This window comes from Marinobacter sp. SS8-8 (assembly GCF_030540945.1).
Classification (GTDB): Bacteria; Pseudomonadota; Gammaproteobacteria; order Pseudomonadales; family Oleiphilaceae; genus Marinobacter.
Genome location: NZ_JASSVN010000022.1, coordinates 22,297 through 45,686 on the forward strand (window position 1 = coordinate 22,297; position 23,390 = coordinate 45,686).

25 protein-coding genes are annotated in these 23,390 nt (G+C 58.7%); 4 read left to right on the forward strand and 21 right to left on the reverse strand.

All coding sequences use genetic code 11. The features are described from left to right. Positions 1 to 26 precede the first annotated feature (26 nt). From fdh3B to QPL96_RS17070, 6 genes are all read right to left on the reverse strand, one after another. Positions 27 to 635 (reverse strand): formate dehydrogenase FDH3 subunit beta, encoded by a 609-nt coding sequence (gene fdh3B, locus QPL96_RS17045; RefSeq protein WP_303288514.1) that lies wholly within the window; start codon positions 633 to 635, stop codon positions 27 to 29. Between the two features lie 15 nt (positions 636 to 650). Beyond that, the gene (locus tag QPL96_RS17050) at positions 651 to 3,536 is read right to left on the reverse strand and encodes a formate dehydrogenase subunit alpha (protein ID WP_303288515.1); all 2,886 of its coding nucleotides are present in this window, start codon (positions 3,534 to 3,536) and stop codon (positions 651 to 653) included. An 87-nt stretch (positions 3,537 to 3,623) separates the two neighbouring features. Beyond that, the gene (locus tag QPL96_RS17055) at positions 3,624 to 3,815 is read right to left on the reverse strand and encodes a hypothetical protein (RefSeq protein WP_303288516.1); all 192 of its coding nucleotides are present in this window, start codon (positions 3,813 to 3,815) and stop codon (positions 3,624 to 3,626) included. 41 nt (positions 3,816 to 3,856) lie between these two features. Beyond that, positions 3,857 to 4,468 (reverse strand): molecular chaperone, encoded by a 612-nt coding sequence (locus QPL96_RS17060; RefSeq protein WP_303288517.1) that lies wholly within the window; start codon positions 4,466 to 4,468, stop codon positions 3,857 to 3,859. A 91-nt stretch (positions 4,469 to 4,559) separates the two neighbouring features. Next, a complete protein-coding gene (locus QPL96_RS17065) occupies positions 4,560 to 5,159 on the reverse strand; it encodes a DUF3306 domain-containing protein (protein ID WP_303288518.1) in 600 nt (199 codons plus the stop codon). Then, complete coding sequence (locus QPL96_RS17070; RefSeq protein ID WP_303288519.1) at positions 5,159 to 5,737, reverse strand: DUF3305 domain-containing protein; 579 nt, start codon at positions 5,735 to 5,737, stop codon at positions 5,159 to 5,161. The genes QPL96_RS17065 and QPL96_RS17070 overlap by 1 nt, the downstream gene beginning before the upstream one ends. Before the next feature lie 141 nt (positions 5,738 to 5,878). On the opposite strand from QPL96_RS17070, the gene QPL96_RS17075 reads away from it, so the two are divergent. The 4 genes from QPL96_RS17075 to QPL96_RS17090 are packed head-to-tail and all read left to right on the forward strand — an operon-like array spanning position 5,879 to position 9,898. Continuing rightward, positions 5,879 to 7,858, forward strand: coding sequence for a 4Fe-4S binding protein (locus tag QPL96_RS17075; protein ID WP_303288520.1), 1,980 nt, complete (start codon positions 5,879 to 5,881; stop codon positions 7,856 to 7,858). A gap of 17 nt (positions 7,859 to 7,875) precedes the next feature. Then, positions 7,876 to 8,724, forward strand: coding sequence for an Mrp/NBP35 family ATP-binding protein (locus QPL96_RS17080; protein WP_303288521.1), 849 nt, complete (start codon positions 7,876 to 7,878; stop codon positions 8,722 to 8,724). Then, positions 8,721 to 9,425: a biotin/lipoate--protein ligase family protein gene (locus QPL96_RS17085; RefSeq protein WP_303288522.1), complete on the forward strand. Its 705-nt coding sequence runs from the start codon at positions 8,721 to 8,723 to the stop codon at positions 9,423 to 9,425. The genes QPL96_RS17080 and QPL96_RS17085 overlap by 4 nt, the downstream gene beginning before the upstream one ends. Beyond that, a complete protein-coding gene (locus QPL96_RS17090; RefSeq protein ID WP_303288523.1) occupies positions 9,422 to 9,898 on the forward strand; it encodes a DUF6505 family protein in 477 nt (158 codons plus the stop codon). The genes QPL96_RS17085 and QPL96_RS17090 overlap by 4 nt, the downstream gene beginning before the upstream one ends. Here QPL96_RS17090 and QPL96_RS17095 read toward each other — a convergent pair whose 3' ends face one another. The 15 genes from QPL96_RS17095 to QPL96_RS17165 form a co-directional block, all read right to left on the reverse strand. Beyond that, the gene (locus QPL96_RS17095) at positions 9,899 to 11,176 is read right to left on the reverse strand and encodes a molybdopterin-binding protein (RefSeq protein WP_303288524.1); all 1,278 of its coding nucleotides are present in this window, start codon (positions 11,174 to 11,176) and stop codon (positions 9,899 to 9,901) included. Further along, positions 11,173 to 11,676 (reverse strand): molybdopterin-guanine dinucleotide biosynthesis protein B, encoded by a 504-nt coding sequence (gene mobB, locus QPL96_RS17100; protein ID WP_303288525.1) that lies wholly within the window; start codon positions 11,674 to 11,676, stop codon positions 11,173 to 11,175. The genes QPL96_RS17095 and mobB overlap by 4 nt, the downstream gene beginning before the upstream one ends. Further along, positions 11,673 to 12,260 (reverse strand): molybdenum cofactor guanylyltransferase MobA, encoded by a 588-nt coding sequence (gene mobA / locus QPL96_RS17105; protein ID WP_303288526.1) that lies wholly within the window; start codon positions 12,258 to 12,260, stop codon positions 11,673 to 11,675. Before mobA ends, mobB begins: the two co-directional genes overlap by 4 nt. 12 nt (positions 12,261 to 12,272) lie before the next feature. Continuing rightward, positions 12,273 to 13,142, reverse strand: a complete 870-nt coding sequence (gene fdhD / locus QPL96_RS17110) for a formate dehydrogenase accessory sulfurtransferase FdhD (protein ID WP_303288527.1) — start codon at positions 13,140 to 13,142, stop codon at positions 12,273 to 12,275. Positions 13,143 to 13,207: 65 nt separating this feature from the next. Further along, positions 13,208 to 14,005: a substrate-binding domain-containing protein gene (locus QPL96_RS17115; protein WP_303288528.1), complete on the reverse strand. Its 798-nt coding sequence runs from the start codon at positions 14,003 to 14,005 to the stop codon at positions 13,208 to 13,210. A 9-nt stretch (positions 14,006 to 14,014) separates the two neighbouring features. Beyond that, a complete protein-coding gene (locus tag QPL96_RS17120) occupies positions 14,015 to 14,662 on the reverse strand; it encodes an ATP-binding cassette domain-containing protein (protein WP_303288529.1) in 648 nt (215 codons plus the stop codon). A 55-nt stretch (positions 14,663 to 14,717) separates the two neighbouring features. Then, on the reverse strand, positions 14,718 to 15,413 hold the full coding sequence (locus QPL96_RS17125; protein ID WP_303288530.1) for an ABC transporter permease: 696 nt from the start codon (positions 15,411 to 15,413) through the stop codon (positions 14,718 to 14,720). 83 nt (positions 15,414 to 15,496) lie between these two features. Then, complete coding sequence (locus QPL96_RS17130) at positions 15,497 to 15,916, reverse strand: thioesterase family protein (protein WP_303288531.1); 420 nt, start codon at positions 15,914 to 15,916, stop codon at positions 15,497 to 15,499. A gap of 118 nt (positions 15,917 to 16,034) precedes the next feature. After that, positions 16,035 to 17,165, reverse strand: coding sequence for a zinc-dependent alcohol dehydrogenase family protein (locus QPL96_RS17135; protein WP_303288532.1), 1,131 nt, complete (start codon positions 17,163 to 17,165; stop codon positions 16,035 to 16,037). A 33-nt stretch (positions 17,166 to 17,198) separates the two neighbouring features. Continuing rightward, the gene (locus QPL96_RS17140; RefSeq protein ID WP_303288533.1) at positions 17,199 to 17,873 is read right to left on the reverse strand and encodes an ATP-binding cassette domain-containing protein; all 675 of its coding nucleotides are present in this window, start codon (positions 17,871 to 17,873) and stop codon (positions 17,199 to 17,201) included. Next, the gene (locus QPL96_RS17145; protein ID WP_303288534.1) at positions 17,863 to 18,648 is read right to left on the reverse strand and encodes an ABC transporter ATP-binding protein; all 786 of its coding nucleotides are present in this window, start codon (positions 18,646 to 18,648) and stop codon (positions 17,863 to 17,865) included. The genes QPL96_RS17140 and QPL96_RS17145 overlap by 11 nt, the downstream gene beginning before the upstream one ends. Next, positions 18,645 to 19,589 (reverse strand): branched-chain amino acid ABC transporter permease, encoded by a 945-nt coding sequence (locus tag QPL96_RS17150; protein ID WP_368388922.1) that lies wholly within the window; start codon positions 19,587 to 19,589, stop codon positions 18,645 to 18,647. The genes QPL96_RS17145 and QPL96_RS17150 overlap by 4 nt, the downstream gene beginning before the upstream one ends. Further along, on the reverse strand, positions 19,586 to 20,485 hold the full coding sequence (locus QPL96_RS17155; RefSeq protein ID WP_303288535.1) for a branched-chain amino acid ABC transporter permease: 900 nt from the start codon (positions 20,483 to 20,485) through the stop codon (positions 19,586 to 19,588). Before QPL96_RS17155 ends, QPL96_RS17150 begins: the two co-directional genes overlap by 4 nt. 65 nt (positions 20,486 to 20,550) lie before the next feature. Then, complete coding sequence (locus tag QPL96_RS17160) at positions 20,551 to 21,876, reverse strand: ABC transporter substrate-binding protein (protein ID WP_303288536.1); 1,326 nt, start codon at positions 21,874 to 21,876, stop codon at positions 20,551 to 20,553. 45 nt (positions 21,877 to 21,921) lie between these two features. Then, positions 21,922 to 23,289: an ABC transporter substrate-binding protein gene (locus QPL96_RS17165; RefSeq protein ID WP_303288537.1), complete on the reverse strand. Its 1,368-nt coding sequence runs from the start codon at positions 23,287 to 23,289 to the stop codon at positions 21,922 to 21,924. Between the last annotated feature and the right edge of the window lie 101 nt (positions 23,290 to 23,390).

Here is a 23,390-nt window from a genome sequence, read left to right on the forward strand (position 1 = left end):
GAGAGCCCCGGAATACTCAGGCCAGCTTATGCACCCTTCTTCCCGTAGGCCGTGCCCCATCCCCAGGCGCCGGAACCGAAACCGCGGCTCACCACACGCTGGCGATAGATGTCCGCCACCTCGCTGCCATCACCGGCCAGCAGCGCTTTGGTCGAGCACATCTCGGCACAGAGCGGTAACTTGCCCTCGGCAATGCGGTTGCGCCCGTACTTGGAGTACTCGGCTGCTGAGTTGTCTTCTTCAGGACCGCCTGCACAGAAGGTGCATTTGTCCATCTTGCCCCGGCTGCCAAAGTTGCCCGCTTGCGGGAACTGGGGCGCGCCGAAGGGGCAAGCGTAAAAACAGTACCCACAACCGATACACAGATCCTTGGAGTGCAACACTATGCCGTCTTCGGTCTGGTAGAAGACATCCACCGGACAAACGGCCATACAAGGCGCGTCTGAACAGTGCATGCAAGCGACCGAGATCGAACGCTCGCCAGGCTTACCATCTTCGATGGTCACCACGCGTCGACGGTTGATGCCCCAGGGGACTCCATTCTCATTCTTACAGGCCGTCACGCAAGCATTACATTCGATGCAGCGTTCGGCATCGACCAGGAATTTTGCGCGTGCTTTTCCTTCAAGTGCCATGGTCTACACCTCTCGTTATGCCGGCCTGATCGAACACAGGGTGGCCTTGGTCTCTTGCATCTGCGTGACCGAGTCGTACCCGTATGTTTGAATGGTGTTAGTGGATTCGCCGAGGACATAGGGGTCAGAGCCCTTGGGATACTTGTCCCTCAGCGACTTACCCTCCAGGTGCCCGCCGAAGTGGAAGGGCATAAAGGCTACTCCCTCGCCAACACGTTCGGTTACCATTGCCTTCACCTTGATGCTTCCGCCTTCCGGGCCAGAAACCCAAACGTCTTTGCCGTCACGAATGTTAAGGTTGTTCGCGTCGCGCCTGTTTATCTCAATGAACATGTCCTGCTGCAGTTCCGCCAGCCAGGCATTTGAACGGGATTCATCACCACCGCCCTCATACTCAACCAGTCGGCCTGACGTCAGAATGATGGGGAAGTCCTTGCTGAAGTCCTTTTTCTGAATGGACTCGTACAAGGTTGGCACGCGCCAGAAGTGCTTGTCCTCATAGGTGGGGTAGTCCTTGACCAGGTCCCGGCGCGGGGTGTAGAGCGGCTCGCGGTGAATTGGCACGGGGTCCGGGAAGTTCCAGACCACGGTACGCGCCTTGGCGTTACCAAAGGGTGCACACTCGTGCTTGATGGCGACACGCTGGATTCCGCCTGAAAGATCGGTCTTCCAGTTGGTTTCGGGGCCCGCAATTGCATCAATAGTGGCGCGCTCTTCGGCCGTCAGGTCCTTATCCCACCCCAGGTCCATCAGCATCTGCATGGTGAACTCGGGGTACCCGTCTTTGATCTCGGAGTTCTTCGAGTAAACGCCGTCAGCAAGCAGGCTCTGGCCGTTGCGCTCGACGCCGAACCGGGCACGGAAGGTGAGTCCGCCCTGGGACACCGGCAGGGACATATCGTACAGGTTCGCCGTTCCCGGATGGTTCATTTCCGGCGTGCCCCAGGATGGCCACGGCAAACCGTAGAAATCACCATCACAGGGTCCACCTACCGCACGCAGGCTGGTCTTGTCGAATTGGTGCTGGTACTGCATGTGCTTCTTCAGGCGTTCGGGCGATTGGCCGGTGTAGCCGATGGTCCACATACCGCGGTTGAATTCGCGAGTGATGTCCTCAATCGACGGCTTGTCGCCTTCAATGGCAATATTGCGGAACATGCGATCCGTGAAACCGAACTTGTCCGCAAACAGCTTCATGATCTCGTGATCAACTTTCGAATCGAACAGTGGCTCGACAACCTTTTCGCGCCATTGAATCGACCGGTTCGAAGCGGTTACGGAACCATAGGTTTCGAACTGGGTGGTTGTTGGCAGCAGGTAGGCGCCTTCCTTGCGATCATGCAGCACCGCTGAAACAGTTGGGAAGGGGTCCACGACGACCAGCATGTCCAGCTTTTCCATGGCGTCTTTCATTTCAAGCATGCGGGTCTGCGAGTTGGGCGCGTGGCCCCATAGAACCATGGCTCGGGTGTTATCCGGCTGCTCCAGGTTTTCCTTGGCTTCCAGGACACCGTCGATCCAGCGTGACACCGGAATCCCTTTCTCGTTCATCATGGCTTTGGACTTGCCGTTTTTGTCCCACACGGCAAACCGACCCTTGAGCCAGTCCAGGTCTTCCTCCCAGACCCTTGCCCAGTGAGCCCAGGCGCCAGCACTCAGGCCGTAGTAGCCGGGCAGGGTATCGGCCAGGACACCCAGGTCAGTGGCACCCTGCACGTTGTCGTGTCCGCGGAAGATGTTGGTGCCGCCACCAGCAACGCCTATGTTGCCCAGCGCCAGCTGCAGTATGCAGTATGCGCGGGTGTTGTTGTTGCCATTGGAGTGCTGGGTGCCACCCATACACCAGATCACAGTGCCCGGGCGGTTATTAACCAGGGTGCGCGCAACGCGCTCAAGCTGTCCTCCGGGTGCACCGGTTACACGCTCGACCTCCGCCGGGGGCCAGCGCTTGACCTCGTCGCGGATGTCCTCCATACCCCACACCCGGGTTCTGATGAATTCTTTGTCTTCCCAGCCGTTTTCAAAGATGTGCCACAGGATGCCCCAGATCAGCGCGACATCGGTACCCGGCCGGAGGCGAACAAACTCATCGGCATGGGCCGCGGTGCGCGTGAAACGCGGATCGCAGACGATGAGCGGCGCGTTGTTTTCTTCCTTGGCTTTCAGGACGTGCAGCAGCGACACCGGGTGTGCTTCGGCGGGGTTGCCCCCGATAATGAAGATCGCCTTGGAGTTGTGGATGTCGTTGAACGAGTTGGTCATCGCGCCGTAGCCCCAGGTATTCGCTACGCCGGCTACCGTCGTTGAGTGACAGATCCGGGCCTGGTGATCGACGTTGTTGGTGCCCCAGTAGGCCGCGAATTTACGATAGAGATAAGCCTGTTCGTTGCTGAACTTCGCACTGCCCAGCCAATAGACCGAATCGGGGCCGCTCTCTTCACGAATTTGCAACATCTTGTCGCCGATTTCGTTGATCGCCTGGTCCCAGGAAATCTTCTGCCACTGGCCGCCGACCATTTTCATCGGGTGCTTCAGGCGGCGCTCATTGTGCGCACTCTCACGCACCGCTGCGCCCTTGGCGCAGTGGGCGCCCATGTTGATGGGGCTGTCCCAGCCAGGTTCCTGGCCCGTCCAGACACCATTCTGGACTTCGGCCTCGACCGTGCAGCCGACCGCGCAATGGGGGCACACTGACTTTTTACGAACAACTTCGCCGCCCGCCGTCGACGGAGCCGCAGCCTCAACCCGCCCAGACGTCAGCGACAATGCCGCCAGGCCACCCACTGCGACACCGGAGGCCGTTAAAAACTCACGGCGGTCCAAAGTCTTGGCAGCGAGGGATGAAAGTAAAGATCCCGCACGGGGGCCTTTCGCTACCCCGTTGGTCTTCTTTCGTAACATGTCACATACCTCTCTCTTTTTATTCTCGTTTTTCTGGAGGTGTGATCATCCAAGAGCATCGCGCAACCTTGAATGATTCACGCGTCCTCAAAAGCGAGCCGATTCGAAATATTTACGTGTGTGTTCAGTGTCACGGAGCCCGCGGCTTTTAGCAGCGTCTTTTGTGACGGCCTCGGCTGCGGCGTTCGGTGCAACTGCCATGGCAGCGGCAGCCGGAGCTGCGGCCGCCGCCAGCCGCAAGAAACGGCGACGGCTGTTTTCAGGCTTCGGGTTGTCCATGGGATACCTCCCCCTGGGTTAAGGAATCGTTCAGATCCCGGTTACTGAATTGCAAAGGCATCCGTTTCTACGGTCATGAAAGCCCGCCCCAGCGAGCCCACAGGTGCGTAGAAGATGGCGCTTCGCGCTTCTTCCAGATCGGTAAAAAACAGTGCCGCCCACTTTGCCAGGTGCGCGTCAAAAAAGGCTTTTTGCGAAGGCAGATCGCTGTCGCACGGAAATTCACCGGCAATGATGCCCGCCATGATTTCACACAGCGTACCTATATGATCTTCGGGTTCTTTGATGTCGCTGCGGGTTTTGATGCCCCGGGCCATCAGATCGCTACGTAAATCCGCCAGGGGCTTCTCGTTCAAAAAACCGGTGAGGTAATAGCTGGCGTACGGCAACAGTTCACCACGACCGAGTCCAACGAACAGGTTGTTGTACTCCTTTTCAAGGTTAAAAGGCGTGGTGCGCTGGGCCAGGGCGGCCAGATTCTTCGAGGCGCGCCCCAGGAGGGTGTCGTCACCCTGCAGGGAAGCCAATCCTCCGAGCAGGTCACTCGACGGTGGGTTGCCGAGCAAGACACCCAGTAACCGGTAGATCTGGGCACGCGCGCGATCTTCGTTGGTGATCGAGCGGGGGCACTGAACTTCAGCAGTGTTGACCAAGTCTCAGTCCTTAGCTTTATTGTTTGAATTTTGCACTATTAACCTTTATAGCGCCGATCCACCGCCGGCGCAACTATGCACCGGGGCACGATTAATCAAAACGCATCCGGGGGCGATAGCGCGGTACGGGTTCCGCTTCAGTTTCGCTCACTATCGGTTCGAAACTGTTCGCATCGGGCAATGGCTTAACAGCAGTTTCGGGCTCTGATCTCCCGGCGCCTCCCCCGGGCTCAACCGGTTCCGGGTCTTCGGCTGACGCCTCGATAGGATTGTCGAACTGCCCATCAGCTTTCGCGGTTTTATCAATCAGACCCTGGCCCACCTTGTACAGCGTCTTTGCGCCGCTAACCGCGGTGCCGGCGTCAGTAAAATCTTCGTCGTAGTCATTCAGGCCATCCAGAACCGCCAGCACGGGGTTGGATTTCCACAGCACCCGCAGGGCCCTGCGGCGCAGCAAATCAGGAATCTCTTTTCGCATGAACCCTGTGATGTCGGTGCCCAGTTCGATGGTGTCCGGATCAGGCAGCCCATACTTCTCCAGCACCTCCTGCTCCGGCAAGGCTTCATTGCGAGCGAGCTCCTGTGCTTCGGGAGATGGCGCGGACTCAACAGTCGAAGGGGAGGCAGGCTCAGCCTTTCTGTCGGCTTCGGTTTTTCTGCGCGACCAGCGCTGTAAACGTGACTCAGTCATCACTGCACCCTTGGTTTTCTGATATTGGAAGGTGCACGGTAAACGTCGCTCTCCTGACGGATACGCGGGTCGCCTTTGGCGTCCTCAATACCATCCACACGGATCTCGTCACGACGGCGTTTCTTGAAAGGCTCCTCGATATAGTGCATATCGATAAACTCTTTGATCCAGGCCGCCAGAGACTCGGGAATCGGAACCGCCTCGACTATGTTTTCGCCACTATCCAGGGCATCCAGCGCCTCATGGGCACTGGCAGTAATGGCGCTGACAGTCCATCCGGACGGGGACCGGCTGGTCTGATCCTTATCCATTACGACCCAGACGGAGGGAACGGTCATGTTCAGGGAGACCAGGTAACCCTCAACATCAGCGCGGAACAGTTCCATCGTGACGGTGTCCGCGTGATAATCGACCACCTCGCCCTCGCGGACCAGCTCTTTCCAGAACGCTTCCGGTGCCCCCGGTATAACAGCGACGGGCTTCCAGATATCCCGCGCCCAGCGGGTTACGCCTGGCGACCGGCGAACAATGGCGCCGACCTGTAATTCGCGTCTCCAATGATCGGTATGACTACTCATGGCATCTCTCTTCTGTTATAGCTTAAAACTAGCAGGGCCAGAACGATTATCCAATTGTCCAAAAGTAAATGGCTGTGGCATGCTCAGAAAGCGAAACTGATACGTACACGCATAACAACAACGAAATGAGTCGAATTCCTGATGACGGCACACAAGACCCTACTGTTATGTACCTGCGACAAAACACAGTCCTTCGATCCAGAGGCACTGCGGACGGCGGCGTCAACCGGGCAGGTGATCGCGGTAGATCAACTGTGCGGCAAAGATATGAAGACTGCCGCTGACCACCTGGGCGCCAGTAACGAATTGCTCATAGCCTGTGGCCAGCAGGCCGCTTTATTCGAGCGTCTGGGTGAGGACGTATACGCTGAGATTCAGCACTGCGCGCCGTTCAGTACCATCGACATTCGGGATCGCGCCGGCTGGAGCGCCTCCGGCGCCAGGCCCGAGCGCTTGCACGCCAAACAGGCAGCCCTGATCGCAGCGGCTCAGCTTCCGGCTCCCAAGGCGCCGGCCAAAACCATTCAGTCCAGCGGCGTCTGTTGCATTGTCGGCCCCACCGAGCAGGCCATCCGGATGGCCGAGCTGGTGCAGGACGAGCTGGGCGTCACCTGTATCGTTAATGATGCAGGCCCGATACAGCTACCCTCCGCTGCTTACGACGTGGCCAGGGGGCAACTGACCGGGGCCTACGGGGCGTTGGGCAACTTCAAACTGGAATTTGCCCGGTTGCAGGCCCTGAATCCCGCCGGCCGGGGTGAATTGGGTTACGGTGAGGTGAAGGCCACCGCCCGCAGCGAGTGCGACGTATTCATTGACCTGCGAGGTGTCGGTCCCGCGTTTCCCAGCCATCAGAAGCGCAACGGCTATTTCTGGGCTGATCCGGTCAAAGCCGGGGAATTAGAGCGTATAGCACTGACGGCGAGAGAGCGGGTCGGTGAGTTCGAGAAAACTGTGTATTTCAGGTTGGAAGAATCCCTGTGTGCGCACTCCCGGGCAAACAAGACTGGGTGTACCCGCTGCCTGGACGCCTGCTGCACCGAGGCTATTTTTTCCGCCGGGGACCACATCCAGATCGATTCGGATATTTGCGCTGGTTGCGGGTCCTGTGCGGCGGTCTGCCCCACGTCCGCGGTGACCATGAACGAAACCCCGTTCGAGGCCCTGGTCAAAGCCATGGATGTGATGGCGAGGGTTTATCGCGAACATACCCATGAAGCCCCGAGACTGGTTTTTCACACCTTGAAAACGGGTGGTGATGCCATCACCTACCTGGCGCGATACGACGATGGGCTGGCGGATGATCTGATTCCGCTGGGACTGGAGAATACAGACCGGGTCGGCCATGCCGAGATAATGGCCGCGTTGGGGGCGGGCTACGCCGAAGTGCTGATCCTTGCCGACAACGAGATAGACCGCCGGGCGGTGGCGCCGGAAGTTGAACTGGCCCAGGCCATGCTTAAAGGCACCCGCAATTCGCCAAGCCGGGTGCGGATTATTTCCGCCATTGAACTCTGCGACGCCGGCGACAACGCCGGGCGGGTAAGTGAGCCGGTTTTGCTGGTCGGGGGGCGCCGGGACATCATACGGGTTACCGTTGCCGCGATGGCGGACGGGATCGAAGCGCCGATTCCGCTGCCCGTGGGTGCACCCTATGGCGCCATAGAAATTGATTCCGACAAGTGCACCCTCTGTCTGGCCTGCGTATCACTGTGCCCGACCGGTGCTCTTGGCGACCATCCGGACCGGCCAGAGGTTCGGTTCACAGAAAACGCCTGCGTTCAATGCGGTGTCTGCAAAAGCACCTGCCCCGAGACGGCCATTACTCTCAAGCCCCAGTTGGACCTGTCGAAGGATGCCCTGAGTGCCCGGACATTGCATGGCGAGGACCCCTTCGAATGCATCAAATGCGGCACTCCGTTTGGCGTCGCCAGCACCATTAACCGGATCGTTGAAAAACTGGAAAACCAGCACTGGATGTATAAGAACTCGGATAACGTCCAGCTCATCAAGATGTGTGACGACTGCCGGGTCAAAGCCCAGTTCCACGGCGATAACGCGCCCATGGCGGGTGGAGCACGTCCCCGGGTGCGCACCAGTGACGACTATCTGGACAGCTGAAAACAACGGGACACGACATGATTGAGTACACCGAAGTAGGAAAAAAGCCGAACCTGATCGGTACCGACGCGCCCCGCCCGCAAGACAAAAATCCGAAGGGGATTGATCGCATCATCGCCATTGCCTCGGGTAAAGGCGGCGTGGGCAAGTCCACTGTGTCGTCCAACCTGGCTGTTGCGCTGGCCTCAAAAGGTCTCAAGGTTGGCCTCTTGGATGCCGACGTGTACGGCCCCAGCCAGCCCCGCATGCTGGGTGTCTCGGGCCGCCCGTCCAGCCCCGACGGGCATACCATCCTGCCTTTGCGCAATCACGGCGTAACCCTGATGTCCCTGGGCCTGATGGCCCCGGATGACGAGGCCATCGTCTGGCGCGGGCCCATGCTGATGGGCGCCCTGCAACAGATGATGAACCAGGTGGACTGGGGCCGGCTGGACGTGCTGCTGGTGGATCTGCCCCCGGGTACCGGTGATGTTCAAATGACCCTGAGCCAGAAATTCTTCGTTGCTGGTGCGGTTGTGGTCTCGACACCACAGGACATTGCCCTGATGGACGCTCGCAAAGGCATAGATATGTTCAACCGGATGGACGTGCCGCTCTTTGGCTTGATTGAAAACATGGCCTCCTTTGTGTGCGATGGTTGCGGTAAGGAGCATCATCCGTTTGGCCACGGTGGCGCCCGGGCGGAAGCGGAAAAGCTGGGCGCGCCCTTTCTGGGTGAGATCCCGCTGGACCTCGACATCCGTGTGGGTTCGGACGGTGGTGTCCCCATTGTGGTATCAAAACCGGAAAGCTCCCAGGCACAGGCCTTCCAGCGTATCGCCGATGAAATTGTCGCCTCTGACGTCTACGCCCGGGCCATCCTGTGATCGAGTCACCCCTGTTCCCGCCGTTACTCACGGGAGAAGTGGTGCCCAGGCACACGGATCCCTTTGATAAGGCTGTCAGCCGGGCCATGGCGGGTGTCGATTCGGGCACAGTTTTCTACTCCGAGACCGGTGACAACTTGTGTGCGGCCCTGGTGCTGGCGCCGGAAACACCCCTGGAGGAGGCCATCCAGGCCGTCTACGTTGCCCAGATAGGTCTGGCCGAGAGTCTGGGCGCGCTGGCCCCACCGGAAGTGCCTGTGCACTTTGTATGGCCTGATCGGATCAAGGTCAACGGCGCGGTCTGTGGTGGTGTTCGCTTTGCAGCGGACGTGTCAGATTCTAAAGCCCACCCCAACTGGCTGGTTATTGGCATCGAAGTGCCCTTCATGCATTTGAGCGGCGAGCCGGGCGAAAACCCGAATCAAACCTGTCTGTATGAGGAAGGTTGCGTCGATATCACTCCCATGGCGCTGCTGGAGAGCTGGTCCAAACATACCCTGCTGTGGCTGACCTACTTCCTGGACAGCGGATTTGAGCGCATACACAACGAGTGGCGGCCACGCTGCGACACCCTGGGCAAAATGATCGACCGGCCAAAGCCCGGCATCTTTGTCGGACTGGATGAAAAGGGCCGGATGCTGTTGCGTCAGGGTGTGATGACTGAGACAGTGAGTCTGATTGAATTTGCGGAGCACCTATGAAACTGGCCCGAACCCTGCGACTGGATATATCCGATGACAATGTGTTTGAGATGCCAGCCCCCAGCGGTGAGTGGGCCATCTCTGGTGGATTTGAATTTTCCAACTGGACAGAAGCGGATCTGAAGGGTAAGGCCCGTCAGGCCTTCAGCAACGGTTGGTACAGCATCGAATCCGGTGGCCGCGCCAGTTTTGTTGGCGTGTGCAATATCACTGAAGCGGAATTGGAGCAGTTGCGCCAGACCCTGGCGCAAACCTTTGTTGAGTGTTACGGCGCGCCGGATATCGACGCCGCCTACCCGGTCGCCTGCAACGAAATCGACCAGATGCGCAGCATGTGTGAGGATTTCGAGGACAACACCCTGCTGATGGTCAGCCGCGCACTGACCGAACTGGGTGTTGAGGAAACCTACCAGAGCCGCGCGCCGCAGGATGCATCGCTCGAGGCCTTCGCCGTGCACGGCAGCTACGAATAATCACAGCCCGAAGCTGCCGTAGGGAATAAATCGGACGGGGGTCCCCGGCTCTATCTGCTGAGCACTCTCATCCAGTTCCACCAAACCTTCGGACCAGGCCAGACCGGTCACCCGGCCCGATCCCTCCGAGCCGAAGGCCTCAACCTGCCCATCACGGACCCGGGCGCGCAACATCTCGCTGCGCCCCGGCTTCTTGTTCTTTGAAAAATTAGCGGGCATGGCATAGCCCTGGGGTACGAACCATTCACCCCCTGCCAACAGCGCCATCGCAGGAGCGCCAAAGCGCAGCGCGCAGACCCAGGCGGCAACCGGATTGCCCGGCAAACCGACTATGGGTGTGCCCTGGAACATGGCCAGCGCCAGGGGCCGGCCCGGCTTGATCGCGATGCGCCAGTTGCTGATGTCGCCATGGGCCTTCAGCGTTTTCGACACATGATCCTCGTCACCGGCAGAAATGCCGCCACTGGTCAGGATCAGGTCGCACTGCTCAGCGCCGCGCTCCAGGGCCGCTTTGACGTCTCCCGCCCGGTCAAGCACATGGCCCAGGTCCACCAGTTCATAGCCGAGTCTCGCCACCAGGGCACTCAGCATCGGGCGGTTGGCGTCATAGATCTGCCAGTCGGTGACCGCGGAACCAACCGGCTTTACCTCATCACCCGTGGAAAGGACGCCCACTCGCAGCCGCTGATACACATCCACCGACTCGATACCGACGCTGGCGAGGACGGAAATCTGGGTAGGCGTCAGGCGGGTACCGGCGGTAAGAATCCGATCCTGCGCCTGGATGTCCTCGCCAGCCTTGCGGGCATTGGCTCCCGCTTTTAGCGTACCGTTCAAATGCAGGTGTCCGTCGATGACGTCGCAGTCTTCTTCCAGGACCACGGTATCCGTGCCGGCGGGAATGACTGCACCGGTCAGAATCCGGATGGCGTGGCCCTCAGGTACAAGCTCCCGGTAGGGCTCCCCGGCGGCGCTGCGACCGTCGACCAGAGGCAGGGTGCAGGGGGCATCCGTCAGGGGGCCGGCAAAGGCATAGCCATCGACTGCGGAATTGTCGCTGGGGGGATGGGCGCGAGGCGCATGGACGTCGCTCGCCAGTATCCGGCCATTGACCTGTGACAGCGGAACGGATTGCTCCACGCCCACCACAGGGTGCAAGCGTGAACGTAACCGTTCCAGGGCCTCGTCTACCGGCGTCCAGTTCACCCCGGGGGGCAGGGCAAAACAGTCGTTACGAAGCGGGTTCATGGCTCTCCCGTTCATGGTTGTACCTTTCATGGTTTTCCCCGTGGTTTTTCAGGGTTCAGAATAAAGTCAGCGATTCCGGATACATCGTTCAAGTCAAAGCAGGGGCCCGCAAACTCCGAGGCATAGTCCGTTGCCACAGCAATAATACTGGCGTTTTCCGGGTGGAGGGGCGCACGGGAGCTTTCCCGCCTGTGCACCTCAATTTTGGGGTGTGAATGGGTCTTGAAACCCTCGACCACAACCCAGTCGCAGGGGCCAAGCCGTGCCAGCAATTCATCCAGCGTCGGTTCTTCGGCGCCGCGCAACTCGTGCATGATGGCAAAGCGCTGCCCCCCTGCCAGAATGACCTCGCGAGCACCGGCATCACGGTGTTGGTAACTGTCGGTGCCTGGCTGGTCCACATCCACCCCATGATGGGCATGTTTGATCGAGTTAACCGTTAATCCTCTGCCGGACAGCTCACGAATCAGGGCGGCGGCCAGGGTGGTCTTTCCGCAGTTTTTCCAGCCCACGATGCCGATGACGTTCACTTCAGATGCTGCTCCGCCCAGGCCAGGTCTTCCGGCGTATTAATGTTGAAAAAGTCGTCCTCACCAAACATCACCAGCGTCTCACCCTTGGCCTGGGTCCATTGACGAATCTTGCGTACTCCGTCGTTCAGGGCGGCTCGCAGATCATGCCGCAACGCAACCTGCCAGCGGCCAAAGGTTGGTTGGGGAAGCCGGCCGCGCTCCGGATCCGGCGTGGCTGCCAGCACCACCGGGGTATCGTATTCGGCCAGCCTTGCAGCCAGATCCCGAGGGAACGACGGAGTATCCGCGGCAACGCTGATCAGCCACTCATGGCCCTGTTCGGCCGCCCAATCCATGCCCGCGAGCACACCCGCCAGCGGGCCTGCATGGCCGGCGACAGAGTCGGCAACCACCGCCAGACCCAGATCATCAAAACGGCTCAAGTCCCCGTTGGCGTTTAACACCACAGCGTCGACCTGCGGCGTGATTCGATCAATGACACGTTGGATCAGTGACTGATCACCCAGCATCAATCGCCCCTTGTCACCGCCACCCATTCGGCTTGCCTGGCCGCCTGCCAGAATCACTGCGCAATCAGTCATGCTGAGCCTCCGTCAATCATGCTGAGCGCCTTTGCGCCGCATTTTTTTGTCCTCCTCCGGAACCTGCGAAAGGTCCTGATCGAACACCAGGCGGTGCTGGCCACTGAGGCAGGTGAATTTCCGGCCCCGCATCCTTCCGACCAGCGTCAACCCGACCTGTCGGGCAATATCGACACCCCATGCGGTAAAGCCCGACCGGCTGATCAGCGTCGGGATTCCCATCAGGGCCGTCTTGATCACCATTTCGGAGGTCAGACGACCCGTGGTGTAGAGGACTTTATCGGCCGCCGGGATGCCGTTCAAGTGCATCCAGCCCGCAACCTTGTCGACCGCGTTGTGACGCCCGACATCTTCCATATAAGCCAGGATTTCACGGCCCTGACACAGGGCAGTGCCGTGAATGGCACCGGTTTCCATGTACAGGCTGGGGGTGTGGTTAATCTGGTAGGAAAGATCATAAAAGGTGCTGGTGTGCACCGGCGTATCCGGTAGTGACAGCCCTTCAAGCCCCGCCATCATGTCACCAAACACGGTGCCCACGGCGCAGCCGGAGGTCCGGGTTTTCTTTTCCAGCTTGGACTCTACATCGGTAACATCCGCGGTACGGACTACAGCGACTTCCAGCTCTTCGTCGAATTCAATCTTCGTGACCTGATCGGTTTCTTTCAGCATACCCTGATTGAGCAGGAAACCGAGGGCCAGGTACTCCGGGTGATCGCCGATGGTCATGGCCGTGACGATCTCCTGGCTGTTCAGGTAGATGGTCAGGGGGCGCTCCTCGATCACGCTGATCGATTTCCCCTGGCCGGCTTCATCAACACCCTCGACGGTGCGGGACAGCCGGGGGTCTTTGGGATCGGGTAGAAGGGGTGCAATCATCATTATGGTTCCGTTCCGTACATCAGCGTTACTGGATTGAATCTCGGCAAACGGCGACAGTGATCAGCCTATTTGGCGTTTGGGAAAAACAGCTGTTTGCCGTCAACCCGATAGCCGGCAATGGCCGCTTGACCGGTTTCGGAGAGCAACCATTGTGCGAAGGTTTCCGCCGCTTCACGATTCACGTTGGGGCACTTGTCAGGACTGACGGGAATAACACCGTATTGATTGAACAGGGAAGAGTCTCCCTCGAATAAAAGGGTGCCGTCCTGTTTGTTGGCAAATGCGATCCAGGTGGCTCTGTCAGTCAACACATAGGCGCCCAGGCTCACACCGGTATTCAGGGTTGCGCCCATGCCGCTGCCGGTTTCAAGGTACCATTGACCGGATCCTTCGGTGGGGTCGACAGACGCCGCCTGCCACAGTGTACGTTCTTTTTTGTGGGTGCCCGAGTCATCACCCCGTGAGGCAAACTTGGCCCCGGCTTGCTGGATTCGCTGCATGGCATCAACAACATCGCTGGCCTGTGCCAGATTTGCGGGATCGGCTTTGGGGCCGATGATGACGAAGTCGTTGTACATCAGGTCGCGGCGGTAGTCGCCATAGCCGTCAGCGACGAATTTTTCTTCAGCTGGCCTGGCGTGAACCAGAAGCACATCGCCATCGCAGCGCATTGCATTTTTGATCGCCTGCCCCGTGCCCACGGCGACCACATTGGCCTGAACACCGGTATCCCTTTCCACTAACGGTAAGAGGTATTCGTACAGGCCGCTATTCTGGGTTGAGGTGGTGGATTGAACGATGATGGTATCGGCGTGGGTGTGAGCGCTGAAAGCCAGCGCAACGCAGGTGAAAAAACGTTTCATAATGGCCCTCTAGAACAGAATTTCGCCCGCCAGGTATGCTTTGGCCGTCCGAGTTTGGGGCGCGGTAAAAAACTGCTCCGCCGGACTTTGCTCGGCTACCTGCCCATTGGCTATAAATACGATTTCATCAGCCAGACGTCTAGCCTGACATTGGTCGTGACTGACCAGAATGACCTTGGTCCCCCGGGCGCTTTGGGCTTTGACCAGGGATTCAATTAATAGCACCGATGCCGGGTCCAGGCTAGCCGTTGCCTCATCCAACAGCAATAAAGCAGGTTCATTCAACAGGGCTCGTGCCAGGGCCAGTCGTTGTTGTTCTCCACCGGACAGCATCCGGGCCGGTTGGCCGGCCCGGTCAGTCAAGTTGACAGACTCCAGAGCCTGAATCAAACGCCGGGGATCGGTTTTGGCGATCCCGGGGGCCGCAAAGGCCAGATTCTGTAACACAGTCCGGCGCAGTAGTACCGGTTGCTGAAAGACCATGGCCTGCTCATCTCGGCTATTGGCCACGGTCAGGGGGCCCAGTGTAATCACGCCCTGATCCGGAATGATCAGCCCGTGCAAACAGCGAAGGAACATGGTTTTACCCGCGCCGTTCGGGCCCATAATCACCGTGATGCCGGGCTCATAAATCCGCAGGTTTACACCCTGCAACACGGCCCGATTGCCTTTAATAAGGCGCAGATCACTGATACATATGGGCAAGAGTGAGCTAGGCATATTGGCGCTTCGCAGCGTATTCACGGATGCCGATCACCAGTGCGTTGACCAGCAGTGACAGTGTGAGCAACACAGCACCCAGGGCCAAAGCCAGAGTCAGGTTGCCCTTGGAGGTTTCCAGCGCAATGGCGGTGGTCATTACACGGGTTAAATGATCAATGTTGCCGCCGACGATAATAACGGCGCCAACCTCGGCAATAGCCCGGCCGAAGCCCGCCAGAATGCAGGTAGTCAGCGCATAGCGCGCATCCACCATGTAGGCCGCCACCGCGCGGCGCCCGGTGATACCCATGGAGTAGAACGTATCCCTGTACTCCTGATGAAGGTGCTCAATCACCTGATTCGACAGCGCCGCAATAATCGGGGTAATCAGCACCACTTGCGCAATAATCATGGCAGAGGGTGTGTACAGCAGGCCCAGCCAGCCCAGCGGACCGGACCGTGACAGCAGCAAATACACAATCAACCCCACAACCACCGGGGGAATGCCCATCAGCGCGTTCAGCAAAAGAATGCAGAATTTGCGCCCCGGAAATCTGGTGATCGCCAGCCAGGTCCCCAGGGGCAAAGCGATGACCGCGGATATCACCAGTGCAGTGACACTCACCCGAATGGACAGCCAGAGAATTTCGAACAGATCTGAGTCCAGCGTGATAATCAGTCGAAAGGCTTCAGACAAAGCATCCATTTATAAGGATAGTCCTGAATTAGTTCATCGAAGATTCAATCCTCTTTGCTGCGGATTCGCAAGGTTTTTAGCGGGTTTATGTTTCAGTCCACCAGTATCCGCTCAAGTGCCGCCCGGATTTCGCCGGGGATGGAGGTCGGAGCATTATTCCTGCGGTCCACGAACACATGCACAACCTGCCCGAATGCGGCTGCTTTTCGATCACCTTTCCTGAAAACGCCAACCTCGTAAGTCACCGAACTGCTGCCGATTTTTACCACGCGGAGCCCCGACTCGATGGCCTCGGGATAGGCTGCCGGTTTTCGGAACTGACAGTTTGAACTGACAATGTATCCGACGATGGGGGCGTTGTGGATATCCAGGCCTCCCTCATCAATCAGATACTGGTTTATGGCAGTGTCGAAGTAGGAATAGTAGGTGACGTTATTGATGTGCCCATACACATCGTTGTCCATCCATCGCGTGGTGATGGGGTAAAAAATGGTGAAGTCTTCTCGTTCCAATGTCGGGCTCCTGAATCTGGGTTAGGCCGGATTGTTCAACTGTAAGAGCACAGTTTTCTCACATAAAGAGAACCGGTCCGGAAATCGTTCCGGGAAACAGGGCCCCCGACCGCTTCGACTAATCAAACAGGACAACCTGGCGGACTGCCTTGCCTGAGGCCAGCTTTTCAAATCCCTCGTTAATCTGGTCCAGCCTTAGCGTACCACTGAGCAGTTTGTCCACCGGCAGCTTGCCCTGACGAAACAGAGTGACGTAGCGGGCGATATCACGTACGGGCACGCAACTGCCGACATAGCTGCCTTTCAGGGTGCGTTCTTCGGCAACCAGGCTGACCTGCTGGATGGCGACTTTCTTTTCCGGATGGGCCAGGCCGCCGGTGACGGTGGTGCCACCACGGCGGGTGATCTGGTATGCGAACTCCAGGGCCTTTTCGGAGCCGGCCATTTCAATCGCGCAGTCCACGCCGCCGCTGGTCAGGGTTTTGATCTTGTCCCCGCAACCATCTTCACCGGAGTTGAAGGTGTGGGTCGCGCCCAGTTCCTTCGCCAGCGCAAGCTTGTCGTTGTCCAGATCAATCGCGAACACCTCGCCAGCTCCGGCTACCAGGGCGCCCAGTACGCTGTTGAGGCCGACCCCACCGAGACCAATGACGGCTACGGTCTGCCCCGCCTTGATGCCTGCGGAGTTGATGGCGGCACCGACGCCGGTCAGTACCGCACAACCGAACAGTGCGGCGTGATGCAGGGGTAGCGCTGGATCGACCTTGACCAGGGAGTCCCGCGATACCACCGCATGATCGGCAAAGGCGGAAACCCCCAGATGGTGATTGATGGCGGTGCCATCCGCCCGATGCAGGCGGTGTTCGCCGCTGACCAGGGTGCCGGCGTTATTGGTTTTCGCAGCAGGCTCGCACAGGGCCGGCCGGCCTTCCGCGCAGGGGGCGCAGTGGCCACAGCTGGGTACAAATACGGCAACCACATGATCGCCTTCTTTCAGGTCGCGGACCCCGTTGCCGACCGATTTCACAACCCCGGCCGCTTCGTGGCCCAGGGCCATGGGCACCGGGCGCGGCCGGTTACCGTCGATCACCGACAGGTCGGAGTGGCACAGGCCGGCGGCTTTGATTTGCACCAGCACCTCATTATCGCCAGGCGGGTCCAGTTCCAGTTCTTCAATGACGAGTGGTTGGGTGTCCTGATAAGGGCGTTCGGCACCAATGGCTTGCAGAACAGCTGCACGAATTTTCATTGCATTTCTCCTCGGTCAATCGTTGTTCGAGGCTCAGTCCACTGACGCCGATGCGTGTTCACGACCCGCCGAAACGGAGCCGCGTTCGATGCGCCAGGTGGCGTCTACCAGATCCGCAGAGTGGGTGTCGTCCGACTCTGCGATCAATACCGTCAGGCCTTCCCCGCGCAGGTCTGCAATGACAGACGTCAGTCGCATGGCCAGTACCGGCGCCACGCCTTCGAATGGCTCGTCCAGCAGGATCAGCTCCCGACCCGGTATCAGGGCGCGGCCCAGGGCGACCAGTTTTTGTTGACCACCGGAGAGCTGCAGGGCCTTGCGCTCTCCGAAATCGGCGATCTCCGGCATCAGGGAGTAAACCCATTTCAGGCGATCTTCACCGTCCTTGATTTTGTTTGCCCAGGCCGGCATCAGCATATTTTCGCTAACGGTCAGTTCCGGGATCAGACGGCGATCCTCTGGCATATAGCTGATGCCCATTCTGGCGCGGCTATGGGACGCATGGCGGGTCAGGTTCTCTCCCTTGAACTCGATCTTGCCGGCGGCCGATGGCAGCAGGCCCATGATGGCCTTGATCAGCGTCGTCTTGCCGGCGCCGTTATGGCCGATCAGGTTCGCCATCTCCCCGCCGGGAATGGTCAGGTTTATATCCCGCAGAATACCGATTTTTTCGATCAATACGTCAAGGTGAGTGATGTTAAGGCTCATGTCTGACGTCTCCCTGCTCGGTTTGGGGCTGGCGTTTACCGGTCACCAACTCCTGGACCTGTTCATCCGCAAGGACCTCGTCGATGACGCCATCCTTGATGACAACGCCGCTGGCGAAGGCCAGAACCCGGGTAACATAGCGCTGGACGATCTCCATGTCGTGCTCGACAAAAAGCACGGTCAGGCCCCGCCGGCGAACCACCTCCATTACGGTGTCCATCAGATTGTACTTCTCTTCCGTGCTGACGCCGCTGGTGGGCTCATCCAGCAGCAGCATCTTCGGCTCGCCCAGCATGGCAATCGCAATATCCAGCAGTTTTCGGGCACCCTGGGGCATGGCCGTGACCATTCCATCCCTGTACTGAGTGATATTCATCTGCTCCAGAATCTCGTCCGCTGCCGAAATACGTTCCGGCGTGCGCACCGGGCGTGTCATGTTCAGTTGCCGGCCTTCAGCAGCGGACAGGGCGATCGCGAGATTGTCCAGAACGGAAAGTTCCAGGAAAAGCTGTGGAACCTGGAACGAGCGAGCCAAGCCACGGCGCATAAGTTTCCGGGGGCCGAGATTTCTGATGGGCTGGCCATCAAAGTTGATGACACCGGAGGAGGGCGGCAGATAACCGGTTACCATATTGATAAAGGTGGTCTTGCCCGCCCCGTTCGAGCCGATGACCCCGACGATTTCCCCGTCCGTGATGGTGACATTGATATCATCAGCGGCAACCACGGCACCAAAATAGCGGGAAAGGCCTTCCGTCTTCAGTATGTCGGTCATGCTTCAGCGCCCCGCTTTCGGATGAACAGACTCCAGATACCTTTGGGCAGGAACAGGATAATCAGTAGCAGAACTATGCCCAATATGAGTTGCCAGGAATTGGGAAACAGCTCGACCGCGTAGGTCCTCACCAGGATAAAGATGAACGCAGCAATAAACGGCGCAGCAACGTGGCCCGTCCCGCCAAGCAGTGCAATGAACACAAACTCACCGGAAATCGTCCAGTAAGCCATGGTGGGATCAACATGCCCTGCCGTCAGGGCCGTCAGTGAACCGCCAACGGACCCCAGGGCGGCAGCAATGACGTAATTGATGTACAGCACCTGGCGCCGCGAGATCCCCATGTATTCAACGCGCACCTCATTCTCACGGATCGCCTCGCAAGCCAGCCCGATACTGGACTGGAAGTAGCGGTTCAGGAACAGTGCCGCGGCGAGAGCCAGGACGACCGCCAGCCAGAGAGTTGTGGTGCTTTCCAGGCCCTGGCCGGGTTGGTAACCCAGGATTGACCACTTCACCACGCCAAAGCCGTCCGTGCTGCCAAGTCCCTGGCTCTTCACGAGAATACCGTAGAGAATCATGGAAAAAGCCAGCGTGAGCATGGCGAAAAAGATTTCCCGATATCGCGTCAACAAAAGCCCCAACACCATGGCCAGGGCAACCGTTGCGATGATGCCCATGCCAATGAGGGCCAGCGCATCGGTCACACCGAGAAAGCGTCCACCGAGACCGACCGCATATCCACCCATGGAGTAGAACAGCCCCTGGCCAAAGGAAATCAGGCCTGCCCGCATTAGCATGACCACACCCATGACGACGAGGGCGGCGGCAATCGCCAGGGTCGATGTGAAGACCAGCCAGTCAGGGCTGATGAGCGATGAAAGCCCAAGCAACAGGGCTGCCACTATCAGCAACATTTCTGTTTTTTGCAGACGCATCATATTTTCCTCGCCGTGGCCCGGCCAAACAGCCCGTGGGGACGGAAGATCAGTACTGCAGCCATCACCGCATAAATGATGAACAGTTCCAGTTGCGGCATGGTATGGATCGAGGCCGCCCGGGCCAGACCGACGATCAGTGCCCCGATGGCGGCACCGGTAATGCTGCCCAGCCCACCGGTAACGACGACCGCGAAGGCCACGACAATGACCTCAACGCCGATGCCGGGAACCACCGAAATAATGGGTGCGGTAAAGCCACCGGCAATCGCGCCGAGGCCGGCACCGATCACAAAGGTCATGGTAAACATGCGGCGGACATTCACACCCATGGCCTCGGACACTTCGCGATCATGAATAATGGAGCGAAGGATCTTTCCGGTACGCGTACGCTCCAGCCAGAACCACATGATGGCGCCAACAACTGCGGATACGCCGATCACCATGATCTGGTAGCCGGATACCGTCAGCACACCAATATTGAAGCGGCCCAGGGCAGTGTAAGGCTGATAGGCGAAATAGGGTGTCGTTCCCCAGACGAGTTTCATAAGGTCTTCCAGGATCAACAGCAGGGCAAAGGTAACGATCAGCATCAGTACTTCGTCACGCCCATACATCAGTCGGAGGATTCCCCGTTCCATGATGAGGCCGGCTGCTGCTCCGATGGCGATGGCGCAGCCGGCAAGGAGCGCGAAGGCAATCCACAGTTGATCCCCGCCACTGGCGTAATACCAGCCTATGGATGAAGCCGCCGCGTATGCCCCGAGAGCGTATAGGCTGCCGTGGGCCATGTTCAGGATGCGCATAACGCCATAAATGACGGTCAGCCCAGCTGCAACAAGAAACAGCCAGGACGCGTAGATAAGGCCGTCTATCAGAATCGCCCAGATGGTTAACATCTGTGTCTACTCCTGCTGGAAGGGCTCCGGTACCTTATAATAAGCACCGGAACCCGAGTGATGGATCAGTCGCACTTGGCTTCAGGGAAGCCTGCCTTGATCCACTCCTGGGCATCGTGATTATCGGGCGGAGAGACACACTCACCGGCATAGGAGCGAACGTTACGCAACTCCGGCCCGGAATCCGGTGAATAGTAGTATTCGCCGTAGTACATCGGTTGCAACGCCTGATGGCCATTGGCCAGTGCCATCCGAACCTTGCCACTCACGGATTCGAAGGTTGCGTTTTTAAGAGTAGACGCAAGCTGCTCGTCCGACGGCTTGCCCTTGGCCCCGGAATTGTCAGCTGCGTACTTCAGCGCCAGCAGAGCCTGGGCCATCTTCGACGCAGGATAGCTGGGCGGTACGCCGTGCTTCGCTTCATAGGCTTTCGAGAACCAGTCACTCAGGTCGTTGTCTGGCATGAACGCACCGAAGGGGCCACGACCACCGATGATCGTGCCGTCAGGTGCCTGGTTTTTAAACCGGTTAAAACCGGATTCGCCAGTAGTCAGCACAGCCGTTGCCTGTTCGAGAAGCCCGCGCACATTGGCCTGTGCTACGAACGCCTCCATGTCGCCACCCCACATACTGGAATGAATGATTTCGGGACGACGGGTCTGGAGGGCGGAAATTTCGGTGCCGTAACTGCCCTGGAAAATCTGGGGCGTCTGGTTATCCACAAACTCGGTATCTGGCATCAACTGCTTCATGGACTCCCGGAAGTCATTCCAGGAATCCTGACCCCAGGCATAGTTCTGCTGGATACCGGCCACTCGCCTGATGTCCGGACGGGTTTCTTTCAGGTAGTGGGCGGCGGCAACGTTATCCGCGGTGGCATCAAGGCCGGTCCGGAAAAAGTACTGCGGGTTGTCCAGTTCCGGGAAAAGGCGCGGCGTGCCGCAGTCAAAGGCGATGGTAAATGTCTTCAGTTCTTCGGCGGCCGGGCTGACCGCCAGGCAATCACCACTGGAGATATAGCCGATCACCGCATCAACATTCTGACGCTGGACCAGGTTCCGGTATTCCTCAACTTGTTTGGTGGGGCCACCGGCTTCGTCGATGACCACCGACTCCAACTGCAGTCCGTTGATACCCTTGGTGTTGTAGGGCGCCGGCAGGGTGCCCTCGTTAATTGCCTTGATCACTGTCTCAGCGGCCTGCGCCGCCGGGACCCCGAATGGGCCAGATGCACCGCCGGACAGAAAAGTCACCAGTCCGACCTTGAAGGTGTCTTCCTGGGCGCTGGCGGAACCCGTGAAGCCCATGACACCGACAGAGGCTATGGCCAGCGAGGTGGCGGTGCCCAGGAGCTTCCGCTGCCAGGGTTTGGGTTGCAGGGAGTGTCCCATTGTCTTCTCCTTCATTGTTTTTGTGAAAAAGCAGCTGGCCAGAGGTCAGTTGCCGGATTCACCGCGTCGCTTCTTGACGAGAGCGGGGGACGGTTTCAGGGATTCAGCATCGTAAATACGCCAGTTGCCCAGCATGACTTGGGCCGGCGGATAGTGTGTGTTGGGTACCGGTATGCCGATCACTTGCGCCTGGACGATTTGGTGAGTGTCCGGGTCGATATAGGAGACATAACCCTCGGGATCCTTGGGCAGACGAATGTGCAATCCTTCCAGTGCCGAAATCATGGCGTCTGTGTCGGAGGCCTTGCCGGCCTGGCGAATTGCGCTGGCTATGATGAGCATGCCTGCGTAGGCCCCTTGCGCGGAGTAACTGGGATAGCGTCCCGACAGGGCGTGGAACCGGTTGACGAATTGGTGGTTCAGTTTGGTGTCGGGCCAGTTTACGTGGTGTCGGGCGGACAGGATGAGCCCTTCCGGGGCTTCCGGGCCCAGACTGACCAGGGTTTCGTAGTCGCCGCCGGCATCAAAATTGGCGACGCGCATCTGCAGGAACAGTCGAGTTGTGCGGGCCTGAGCGATAAAGGCCGTAAAATCGCCACCCCACAGAGCCACCACGAGTACGTCCGGCTGCGACTCAAGCAAAGCCTGGATATAAAGTGAGTAATCCGGCTCGTAGAGCTTGGGCCAGTATGTGCCCGTTACCTCATAGTCCACCCCGAGCAGTTCCAGCGCCTGCTGCAGGTCGCGCCAGGCGACCCTGCCATACTCATAATCCGGCCCAAGAAAAGCCAGCTTCTTCCAACCGGTTTTCTGTTGCAGTTCCTGCAGGTAACGCGCGCCAGCGGCATGGGAATACCAGGTGTCGCTGGAGACCCGGAAGTAGTATTCGTGGCCCTCCTCAAGAGTTGCTCTTGAGGAGGCATGGTCAGTGCCGATCAGAATGATCTTTCGTTGTTTCGCCAGGCGGCTGACAGCCATGCCCACACCCGAACTAACCATGCCGCAGAGGATGTTGGCGTTATCCTGGCGAATAAAGTCTTCCGCCATGCGAACGGCAAACGAAGACTTGGAGCGGGAGTCGTCGACGATCACCCGCAGCCTGGGCGCAGCAGGATCAGCGCTGAGTTCTTCAAGGGCGAGTTTTATGGCGACAATGCTGTCCCGGCTATAACTGGCGGAGCGACCGGTCATGGGATACATGCAGGCAACCGTGGCGTCGGCTGCATTTTTAGCGGCACCCAACTCGACCCGCCCCACCAGTGGTGTGGCCGGCACCCGGACTGCGGCCTGGCTCGAGTTCACGCCGAGCAGTATAACGGCAGCCAAACCCGCATAGACTGGCAAGCTGCCCAGGCAGGTCGCTGTGCAATCAATGAACAGAGCTTGGCGCAAGCGGGCCAGCAGTCCCGGCAACTCAGTCTCCCGAGCCGAACATATCCGGCGTGTGGTTATGTGTTTTTATTGTGAACCAACTGGCAGGACAGAACGCAAAACGGGTGCCAATGTACGTGAAA